This is a genomic window from Phenylobacterium sp., assembly GCF_030654915.1.
GTDB lineage: Bacteria > Pseudomonadota > Alphaproteobacteria > Caulobacterales > Caulobacteraceae > Phenylobacterium.
In genome coordinates this window covers 1-9,574 of the sequence record NZ_JAURWM010000194.1, presented here as the reverse complement: position 1 = coordinate 9,574, position 9,574 = coordinate 1, and the positions used below count along the sequence as shown (strand labels likewise).

The 9,574-nt window shown below is 69.3% G+C and carries 8 protein-coding genes, 1 tRNA gene and 1 pseudogene; 3 read left to right on the top strand and 7 right to left on the bottom strand.

What is annotated here, in order from left to right; translation table 11 throughout:
• Window positions 1-348 (top strand): annotated as a pseudogene (locus Q7T84_RS10055) (site-specific integrase); the annotation flags it as partial.
• A gap of 96 nt (window positions 349-444) precedes the next feature.
• Here Q7T84_RS10055 and Q7T84_RS10050 read toward each other — a convergent pair.
• The 3 genes from Q7T84_RS10050 to Q7T84_RS10040 all read right to left on the bottom strand — a co-directional run bounded on the left by Q7T84_RS10050 (window position 445) and on the right by Q7T84_RS10040 (window position 3,031).
• Window positions 445-521: transfer RNA gene (locus tag Q7T84_RS10050), tRNA-Arg, on the bottom strand.
• 96 nt (window positions 522-617) lie between these two features.
• A complete protein-coding gene (locus Q7T84_RS10045) occupies window positions 618-1,880 on the bottom strand; it encodes a hypothetical protein (protein ID WP_304808343.1) in 1,263 nt (420 codons plus the stop codon).
• 122 nt (window positions 1,881-2,002) lie between these two features.
• Window positions 2,003-3,031 (bottom strand): P1 family peptidase, encoded by a 1,029-nt coding sequence (locus tag Q7T84_RS10040; protein WP_304808341.1) that lies wholly within the window; start codon window positions 3,029-3,031, stop codon window positions 2,003-2,005.
• A gap of 92 nt (window positions 3,032-3,123) precedes the next feature.
• Between Q7T84_RS10040 and ggt the strand changes: the two genes are divergently transcribed.
• Complete coding sequence (gene ggt, locus Q7T84_RS10035; RefSeq protein ID WP_304808340.1) at window positions 3,124-4,842, top strand: gamma-glutamyltransferase; 1,719 nt, start codon at window positions 3,124-3,126, stop codon at window positions 4,840-4,842.
• A 91-nt stretch (window positions 4,843-4,933) separates the two neighbouring features.
• Here the strand turns inward: ggt and Q7T84_RS10030 are convergent, their stop codons facing one another.
• The 4 genes from Q7T84_RS10030 to Q7T84_RS10015 form a co-directional block, all read right to left on the bottom strand.
• The gene (locus tag Q7T84_RS10030; protein ID WP_304808338.1) at window positions 4,934-6,433 is read right to left on the bottom strand and encodes a sensor histidine kinase; all 1,500 of its coding nucleotides are present in this window, start codon (window positions 6,431-6,433) and stop codon (window positions 4,934-4,936) included.
• Window positions 6,434-6,514: 81 nt separating this feature from the next.
• Entirely contained in the window at window positions 6,515-7,555 is a 1,041-nt protein-coding gene (locus tag Q7T84_RS10025; protein ID WP_304808336.1) for a quinone-dependent dihydroorotate dehydrogenase, read from the bottom strand.
• Window positions 7,552-7,893 (bottom strand): DUF952 domain-containing protein, encoded by a 342-nt coding sequence (locus Q7T84_RS10020; protein ID WP_304808334.1) that lies wholly within the window; start codon window positions 7,891-7,893, stop codon window positions 7,552-7,554. Before Q7T84_RS10020 ends, Q7T84_RS10025 begins: the two co-directional genes overlap by 4 nt.
• A 2-nt stretch (window positions 7,894-7,895) precedes the next feature.
• Complete coding sequence (locus Q7T84_RS10015) at window positions 7,896-8,387, bottom strand: histidine phosphatase family protein (RefSeq protein WP_304808332.1); 492 nt, start codon at window positions 8,385-8,387, stop codon at window positions 7,896-7,898.
• 121 nt (window positions 8,388-8,508) lie between these two features.
• Between Q7T84_RS10015 and Q7T84_RS10010 the strand changes: the two genes are divergently transcribed.
• A partial coding sequence (locus Q7T84_RS10010) for a homoserine O-acetyltransferase (protein WP_304808331.1) occupies window positions 8,509-9,574 on the top strand: 1,066 nt, incomplete at its 3' end.

Below are 9,574 nucleotides of genomic sequence, written 5' to 3'. Positions count from 1 at the left end.
GGCCAACCCTGGAAGCCGCGCCAACTCAATCAAGCGATCGACCGACTGATGGCGACCCTGGCGAAGGCCGGCAAGGCCCGCGCTCTGACCGATGATGAGGGCGCGGTTTACTGCCCACTCGACATTCACGGCCTGCGTCATGCCCGAGGCCTCGAGCTGGCCCTGGCCGGCGCCAGCGACGCCGAGATCATGGGGCAGCTTGAACACGCCTCGCCGCGCGCCGCGCAGATCTACCGGCGCCAGGCGCAGCGCAAAGCGCTCGCCGACCAGGGCCAGGATCGAATCGACAACGTCGTGAAGCTGAAGGCGGCCCGGAAGGCGAGAACGGCGGGCGAACAGAAACTGTAAACCGGCCTGTAAACGGACTGTAAACCGGCCCTGCCGGCTCACCGGGGCGGGAAATCCCGCCCCCGCCAAGTTCTTGAAGTTCTTGGGGAAAGTAAGTGGCGCGCCCGGAACGATTCGAACGTCCGACCCTCAGATTCGTAGTCTGATGCTCTATCCAGCTGAGCTACGGGCGCGCAGTGCCTCTCGGCGAAGGCGCGGAACCTAGTCGGGGCGATTGCGATTGGCAACCCGCCGAATGAGAGAAATTTTCATTGGCTGATTTTCCCTTGTCAGAGACCAGGTAGACGGCCGCCGAGGCCCTTCAGGATCGCGCCGCCGAGGCCGGGGACGCCGAACGGCGGGGCCGGTTGCGGCCCGCGTGAGTCGGACGAGCCCGGCCCTTCGCTCTCCATATCCGGCATCTCCATGCCGAGCATGGCGCCGGTCTGGGATTTGTAGCGGACCTTCAGGCTCCAATCGATGTTCCAGGGCGTCTTGGGGTCGGCGGGGCGCGGCGGATAGGAGATGTTGGTCTCCCCGCCATAGGCCGCCAGTTGCACCATGGCCTGGGGCGCGATCTTCAGCACTTCCTGGGGGATCGTGCAGCGGGTGGTGGTCGGCGCCATCAGCGCCTTGGAGGCCACCAGCCGCTGCAGGTCGGCGTCGCTGAGGAATTCTGGCAGGGCGAAGGCCGAGGCCTGGACCTCGCTGGACGACCACATGACCATGGTGTCGTTCTCGCCAGCGCCGATCGCGGTCGCCAGATACCCGCGCGCATTGGCGAGCGGGTTCCAGGCGAGTTGGCCCGAGCCGGTCGGGTTCACCGCATTGGTGGTGAGGTTCAGCGCGCCCAGGAAATCCTGGTTCTGGGCCAGGGCGAACTTGATGTCGGGGCTGTAGTTGCCGCGGATCAGGTGGTCGCCGGTCAACGAGCCGCCCGCCGGCACGCTGGTCCGCGTCCGCTCATTGGGCCATTCGCCATAGGTGGCGTAGCGGGCGGGCGACGGCGGCTGCATCGGGGTGATGGCCAGCCCCTTCGACAGGGCCTCCAAACCCGGCGGCATTTGCCCCGAGACCATCTTGGCGAAGTCGATGACGATCGGCTGGCCAGACTTGGCGTGCTCGCCGCAGCCCCAGAAGATCAGCATCCTGCCCTTGGGTTTGTAGTCCTTGGGCATCGCGCTGGGCGTCTCGTCGCTGGCCTGACGGGGCTGAGCCCTGGGCGTCAGCAGCGGCAGGCTCTGGCCGGCCTGGAGCACGCTCGGCGGCAGGTGCTCGGCGGCGGGCTCGCCAGCAGGTTTGCGGGACGAACCGAGTTGCAGGACCAGGGTCTTGGAGACGTTCGAGCCGCCGCCCATCATGGCCCCCATCATCGAGGCCGCGGACGGGGCCTTGCCCCCGCCCCCCATCATCCCGCCGAAGCCGGAGCTGGTCTGGGCGCTCATCCAATAGGTGGCGACCGGACCGGTCACCTGCTGCTTGGTTTGCGCCTGGGCGCCGCCGGCCGCGACCACCACGCCGGCCGCCAGGGCCGCCCTATTCACCCACTGCATCGGATGCCTTCCTGCAATTATCGAACACGGGTCTCTAAGACACTAAGCTCGACTGCGGGTTTCGGCAAAATCGGCGAAACACCCCTGGCCCACGACGAAAACACCGCAGGGTCGCCGGAACCTTAGGCGGGCAGGTCACGCCAGCCGTTCACGCCTGGCCACGGCTGCGCGGCATAGACGCCGCGCGCCACCGCGCGGGCCAGGACATCGGCCGCCAGCGCCCCAATGCGGGCGATGGTGAAGTCGCCGCCCTCGCCCAGCGGCCGGGCGGCGGTCGAGAGCGCGAACACCACGTCGCCATCGAACGGCGCGTGGATCGGGCGGATGGCGCGGGCCAGGCCGTCCTGGGCCATCACCGCCACCCGCTTGGCCTGGGCAGGGGTCAGGGCGACGTCGGTGGCCACGCAGGCGATGGTGGTGTTCATACGCTCGGCCGGATCGACCTTGGCCAAGCCCCAGATATCGCCCTGGGCCGCGAGACCCGAGGGTCCCAGGCCGCCGAACTCATCGCCGACCTCATAGGGCGAGGCCCAGAAGGTCCGACCGCCCGGCGCCACCACCGAACCGAAGGAATTGACGCAGACCACCGCGCCGACGGTGATCCCGTCAGCGGAGACGACAGAGGCCGACCCCGTCCCGCCCTTCAATCGGCCGGCCATGGCGCCGTAGCCGGCGCCGGCGGTCCCCAACTGGAAGTGACGGGCCGCGGCGATCACCGCCTCGCGGCCGAGCCGGCGATAGGGCGGATCCTCGCCCCAGGCCCGTTCGCCGCCATTGGCGAGATCGTAGAGGATCGCGCCCGGCACGACGGGTGAACGCGGCACGCCCGTGGTCGAGACCAGGCCATAGCCTCGTCCCTGCGCCCCCAACCAGGCCACCACGCCGTCGGCCGCCGCCAGGCCGTAGACCGAACCGCCCGACAGCACGATGGCGTCGATAGCCTCGACCAGATTCTCGGGCGCCAAGGCGTCGGTCTCGCGGGTGCCAGGACCGCCGCCCCGCACGTCGCAGGCGGCGACCGCCCGCTCATCGGGCAGGATCACGGTCACTCCGGTGCGGGCTGCGGCGTCATGGGCCTGACCCACGGCGAGGCCTGGCACATCGGTGATCAGATTGCGGGGTCCGGGCGCGGCGGCGAGGTTTTTGCTCATAATCGATACGGAAAGCACGGCTTCGCATTTGTTGTCCACGCACGCTTGGCTATGGTGCCGCTCTCCTGCCATCTCCCCTCGCGTGGTACTTCGTGTTTCAGCTCAAGCGTCTCGCCGCCCTGTCCCTCGCGCTCGGCCTCACCGCCTGCGCCACGGCCCCGGCGCAAGCCCCCATTGCGTCCGCCTCGGCTCCGGCCGCCGGCCCCAAGGTCCTAGTCTCCGCCGCCAATCCGCTGGCCGTCGAGGCCGGTGTGAACGTGCTGCGCCAGGGCGGCTCGGCGATCGACGCCGCGGTGGCCGTGCAGGCCGTTCTGGGCCTGGTCGAGCCGCAGAGCTCTGGCCTCGGCGGCGGCGCCTTCCTCACCTATTACGACGCCAAGACCAAGAAGGTGATCGCCTATAACGGCCGCGAGACCGCCCCGGCCGGCGCAACGCCCGACATGTTCCTGGATGCGTCCGGCAAGCCGCTCTCCTATCCCGAGGCGGTGACCAGCGGTAAGGCCACCGGCGTGCCCGGCGCGGTCGCCATGCTGTCCATGGCCCAGGCCCAGCACGGCAAGCTGGCCTGGAAGGACCTGTTCGCTGACGCCGAGCGCCTGGCCGACCAGGGCTTCATCGTCAGCCCGCGCCTGGCCGGCATGATCGCCGGACCGTTCCCGCAGACCGCCACTCCCGACGCCAAGGCCTATTTCACCAAACCCGGCGGCGAGCGCCATCAGGCCGGCGACCTGCTGAAGAACCCGGCCTATGCCGACACGGTCCGCAAGATCGCCGCCCAAGGGCCCAAGGCCATCCTTGAAGGGCCGCTGGCGCAGGCCATCGTCGCCAAGGTGTCGGAAGATCCGCGCCCTGGCACGGTCACCCTGGCCGACCTGAAGAGCTATCGGCCCAAGGTCGGCGACGCGATCTGCGGCCCCTACCGCGTCTATGTCGTCTGCGTGCCGAACGCCCCGTCCAGCGGGGCGGCGCTGCTCGAAGCGCTCGGCATCCTGTCGCACACCGACATCGCCGATCGCGGGCCGAACGATCCGCAGGCCTGGTTCCTGTTCACCCAGGCCAGCCGGCTGATGTATGCCGACCGCGACCGCTACTTCGGCGATCCGGCCTTCACCCCCGTGCCGATCGAAGGCCTGCTCGACCCGGCCTACACCGCCGAGCGCGCCAAGCTGATCGGCGAGGTCGCCGGTCCCGCGCCCGCGCCGGGCAAGCCGCGCGGCGCCGGCAAGCTGGCGCCGGACGCGACCCTGGAGCCGGGCGGCACATCGCACTTCGTGGTCATCGACGCGGCCGGCAACGCGGTCTCCATGACCACCACCGTCGAGAGCATCTTCGGCACCGGCCGCATGGTCGGCGGCTTCTTCCTGAACAACCAGCTCACCGACTTCTCCTGGTCGCCCAAGAACGCCGACGGCGTCCAGGCGGCCAACGCCGTGGCGCCGGGCAAACGCCCGCGCTCGTCGATGGCTCCGACCATCGTCCTGGACCGCCAGGGCAAGTTCGTCGCGGCCCTGGGCTCGCCGGGCGGCAACTCGATCCTGGCCTATAATCTGAAGGCCCTGGTCGCGGTGCTGGATTGGAAGATGCCGATGCAGGAGGCCTTCAACCTGCCGAACCTGATCGCGCGCGGCGACAATTTCGCGTCCGAGCCGGCGCGCTACGCGCCAGGCGTGGTTGAGGCGCTGGCGGCCAAGGGCGTGGTCTTCCGCGGCAGCGGCGGCGAAGGCTCCGGCCTGCACGGCGTGATGATGACGCCGAACGGCCTGGAAGGCGGGGCCGACGAACGCCGCGAAGGCGTGGTGAAGGGGTTCTAGACCGCAACAGCCTCGTCCCGCCATCGATAGGCGCGACCGTCGAATATGGCTTGGCTCTCTCCTTCCCCGCTATGGGAGGAGAGAGAAAATCTCAGACCTCGGCGCTCTTGGGCCGGCGGCCTCGGAGCGACGGAAGCAACTTTCCGGGCGCGCCGGGCAGGCGCAGTTCGAAGACCGAACCCTCAGGGCCGGTCTGGACCAGCGACAGATCGCCGCCGTGCCCCTGGGCCAACTCAAGAGCAATGGCCAGCCCAAGCCCGGCCCCGCCCGCCCGGGTCGAGCCGGAGAACGGCTGGAACAGGCGCTCGCGGGCCCGCTCGGAGACGCCAGGTCCATTGTCGGCCAGGCGGATGACGCTGACGCCCTCATCCTCGAAAAGCGTGATCTGGATCGCGCCGGGCGTCTCGCGGCCGGGCTGCTGCTCGACGGCCTCGCGAGCGTTGCGCAGCAGGTTGACCAGGATCCGGTGCAATTGGTCCGGGTCAGCGTTGACCTGCTCGCTCGCCTCGACCAGCGAAATCAGCCGCACGCCGTCCGGCGACAGCCGCGCCTCCTCGGCGGCGGCTTCGAGAGCCGGGCTTAGCGCCAGCGGCCGGGCGTCGGGCGCGGCCTCTTCGGTCTTGCCGTAGGTCAGGACGCCGGTGGCGAGCTTCACGGCGCGGTCCAGGGCGCGCTCGAGGCGCGGCATCGCCTGGGTGACCTGCGGATCGTTGAGAGCGGCGAGCCGCTCCGAGGCGATCTGGGCGCTGGTCAGCATGTTGCGCAGGTCGTGATTGATCTTGGCGACCGCCTCACCCAGCGCCGCCAGCCGGGCGCGCGACGACAACGCAGAGCGCAGTTCGTCTTGCATCCGGTCCAGCTGCACCTCGGCGCGGCCGATCTCGTCACGGCGGCCGGACGGTTCGATGCGGGCTGCGGCGTCCTCGGGATCGGAGGCGAAGCGCTCCATCGAGCGGGTGATCCGCTGCATCGGCCGGACCAGGAAATAGTTCAGCGACAGATAGACCAGCCCGCCGGCCAGGGCGGAGACGAAGGCCATCACCGCCAAAAGACGCCACAGATAGACCTTCAGCTCGGCCTTCAGCTCGGCGTCGGGGGCCACGACCTCGATGAACTGGGCCTTGTAGAAGCGCGGCTCGGCGATCACCCGGACCATTCGGCCTTCGCCGCTGCCGAACAGGGTCTGGAACGGCGCCGACAACCAGGAGGCCGGGGCCTGGTCACGCAGGTCCACGAGATAGGGCGGCTGGGCCAGTTTCGGTCCGGGCACCTTCAGGAAGCGGTTGCCGTCGTTGTCCAGGACGGCGACGGTCTGGACGCCCGCGCCCTGGCGAAGCTGGGAGGCCAGGGCCTCGCTCAACACCTGGTCGGGGGCGGCCTCGGTGGCCATGGAGGCCAGTTCAGCGGCCCGCACGCGGTCGAGCAGCCATTGCTCTTCAAAGGAGGCTAGCGCCGGGGGAAGCGCCAAGGCGCCGGCTCCCGCCACGAACAGGACGGTGAGCAAAAGCAGACGCGCGGATAGGCCGCCCGGCCAGAAGAAGCGGCGCCTGAGCGACCTTATGGGCGCCGGGGGAGTGGGGGCGTCCGCCATGACGACTCCCCCGTTACTGCACGCCGAACGTTTCGGCAACGCGGCGTAGCTCTGGAGGCGAGTTGAATCGGCCTTGGAGCCTCAATTGGCGCCTACCGCCGCGGCCACCGAAACAAACCCGTCGCGACGCAGGCAGGCCGCCAGATCGCGCTTGATCCGGGTGACCAGGCCCGGCCCGCCATAGACCATGGCCGAGTAAAGCTGGACCGCGCAGGCGCCCGCCCGGAGCTTGGCGTAGGCGTCCTCGCCCGAGCCGATCCCTCCGGCCCCAATCAGCGCCACACGGCCGGCGGCGGCATGATGGAAGAGGCCCAGCATCTGGGTCGACAGCTGGGTCAGGGGCGCGCCCGACAGACCGCCGGCCTCGCCGGCGTGTTTCGAGGCGAGGTTGGGCCGGGTGATGGTGGTGTTCGAGACGATGATCCCGTGCAGGCCGTTGGCGACCACGGTCTCGACGATGGCTTCGACCTCGCCGTCCTCCAGGTCGGGCGCGACCTTCAGGAACATCGGGACCCGGCCTTCCGCCGGCAGGCTGTCGCGGGCCTGCGCCAGCCGTCCCAGCAGTTCCTCCAGCGCCGCCTTGGTCTGCAGGGCGCGCAGGCCCGGCGTGTTGGGCGAGGAGATGTTGATCGTGAAGTAGGAGGCCAGGCCCCACAGCCGGGTCAGGCCGGTGACATAGTCGCCGATCCGGTCTTCGGCCTCCTTGTTAGCCCCGATGTTGGCGCCGACGATCCCCGGCCCTCGGCGAGCCAGACGGGCTGCGAACGGCTCCAGCCCCTCGTTGTTGAACCCCATGCGGTTGATCACCGCCCGGTCCTCCGACAACCGGAACAGCCGTGGGCGCGGATTGCCGGCCTGGGCCAGCGGGGTGACGGTGCCGCATTCCACGAAGCCAAAACCGGCGCGCAGCATGGGGCCGAACACCTCGGCGTTCTTGTCGAAGCCCGGCGCCAGGCCAACGCAATTGGGTAGGCGCAGGCCAGCGACCTCCGTCGCCAGGATCGGATCGTCGGCGGCCGAGCCTGGGCCAAGGCCAGCCTGCAGCGCGCGGATGGTGAAGCGGTGGGCGTCCTCGGCGTCGAGGACATGCAAGGCGCGGGCGGCGATATCGTGCAGGCTCATGCCAGCTCCCCAAGGTTCGGAACGCCGTTCTCGGCGAGCGGGGCCTCGGTCACCGCCAGCACGCTGGCGAGCGGCAGAGGGCCATAGAGATGCGGGAAGAGATCACCACCGCGCGAGGCCTCCCAGACAAGAGCCTCGCCCAGATCCTCGGCCTCGATCGCCAGCACGACCAGATCAGCCTGGCCGGCGAAGTGGCGACGCGCGGTCTCGGCGGCCTGGGCCGCTGTCGAGAAGTGGATGTAACCATCGGCCAGGTCGACCGCCGAACCGTTGAAGACGCCGGCGGCCTGCGCGGCGGTCCACTCACTGCGAGAGAGGATCTTGTAGATGCGGCTCACGCTCAGCCCTTGGGAAAGAAGAGGCCGTCATAGGACGGGCGTCCGGCGTCGTCGAACAGGAACACCGCCGCCGTCGCGGTCGGGAAACGGGCGTGGGCGCGGGCGATCAGGGTCGAGGGCGCGCCGCCCTCGGCCAGCAGCCGGATAGTCAGTTCCTGGAGGCCCGGATTGTGACCGACGATCATCACCGTGGCCGAGCTTTGGCCGGCGGCCTCCGCCAGTTGGCGCACGACGCGTTCCTCGGCGTGATAGAGGCTCGGCTCGATGCGGAAAGCCGCCTGCGGAAACGCGCCCTGCGCCGCCGCCCAGGTGCCGCGCGTGCGGGCCGATGACGAGACCAGGACCAGATCGGGCACCAGGCCCATATCGGCCAGGGTCGCCGCGGTCGCCGCCGATTCGCGAACGCCGCGCTCGGTCAGCTTGCGGTCGAAGTCGTCGCCGCTGTCGGAGTCGCGCTCGGCCTTACCGTGCCGCAAGAGAATAAGCCGATCCATGAACGCTTCGCCGCGCCCCCGCTTCAATACGCGCCCCAAGCGCCGCCACAGGTCTCATAGCTGGCCAGGAGCCTTACGCGAAGCGGTTGACAGCGAATGAGCTTGGCGGTCCAAGCGACACATGACCGCCATTGCGATCCCGACACGCGAATCCGGCGGCGGAATACACCGATTTCCGGCTGATCAGCCGCTGGCGCTGGACTCCGGCGCCCTGCTCAGCCCGCTGGAGATCGCCTACAAAACCTACGGCGCGCTGAACGCCGACAAGTCCAACGCCGTCCTGGTCTGCCACGCCCTGACCGGTGACCAGCATGTGGCCTCGATCCACCCCGTCACCGGCAAGCCCGGCTGGTGGAGCCGCGTGGTGGGTCAGGGCCTGCCGCTCGACCCAGACCGCCACTTCATCATCTGCGCCAATGTCATCGGCGGCTGCATGGGATCGACGGGGCCAGCCTCGATCAATCCGGCGACCGGCCAGCCCTACGGCCTGACCTTCCCGATGATCACCATCGCCGACATGGTGCGGGCCCAGGCCATGCTGATCGAGGCCCTGGGCATCGAGACCCTGTTCGCCGTGGTCGGCGGATCGATGGGCGGGATGCAGGTCCTGCAATGGGCCGCCTCCTATCCAGAGAAACTGTTCTCGGCCATCTGCATCGCGGCGGCGGCGCGCCACTCGGCCCAGAACATCGCCTTCCACGAGGTCGGGCGACAGGCGATCATGGCTGACCCGGACTGGCGGGCCGGCGCCTATGAAGGTCAAGGCGTGCGCCCGGAAAAGGGCCTCGCCGTCGCCCGCATGGCGGCCCACATCACCTATCTGTCGGAGACCGCCCTGCAGAGGAAGTTCGGCCGCGAACTACAGCGCGACGGCCTGAGCTGGGGCTTCGACGCCGACTTCCAGGTCGAGAGCTACCTGCGACACCAGGGGGCGAGCTTCGTCGACCGGTTCGACGCCAACAGCTACCTCTACATCACCCGGGCCATGGACTATTTCGATCTGGCCGCCGCCCACGGCGGGGTGCTGGCCGAGGCGTTCAAGGGCGCGCGGGATATCCGATTCTGCGTCCTGTCCTTCACCTCCGACTGGCTGTATCCGACCGCCGAGAGCCGCCACATCCTGCGCGCCCTGAACGCCGCCGGCGCGCGGGCCAGCTTCGTGGAGATCGAGAGCGACAAGGGCCACG

Coding starts and splice junctions, on each gene's coding strand:
- Q7T84_RS10015 (WP_304808332.1), bottom strand. CDS start 8,387: ATGGATCGGCTTATTCTCTTGCGGCACGGTAAGGCCGAGCGCGACTCC.
- Q7T84_RS10045 (WP_304808343.1), bottom strand. CDS start 1,880: ATGCAGTGGGTGAATAGGGCGGCCCTGGCGGCCGGCGTGGTGGTCGCG.
- Q7T84_RS10030 (WP_304808338.1), bottom strand. CDS start 6,433: ATGGCGGACGCCCCCACTCCCCCGGCGCCCATAAGGTCGCTCAGGCGC.
- Q7T84_RS10040 (WP_304808341.1), bottom strand. CDS start 3,031: ATGAGCAAAAACCTCGCCGCCGCGCCCGGACCCCGCAATCTGATCACC.
- Q7T84_RS10025 (WP_304808336.1), bottom strand. CDS start 7,555: ATGAGCCTGCACGATATCGCCGCCCGCGCCTTGCATGTCCTCGACGCC.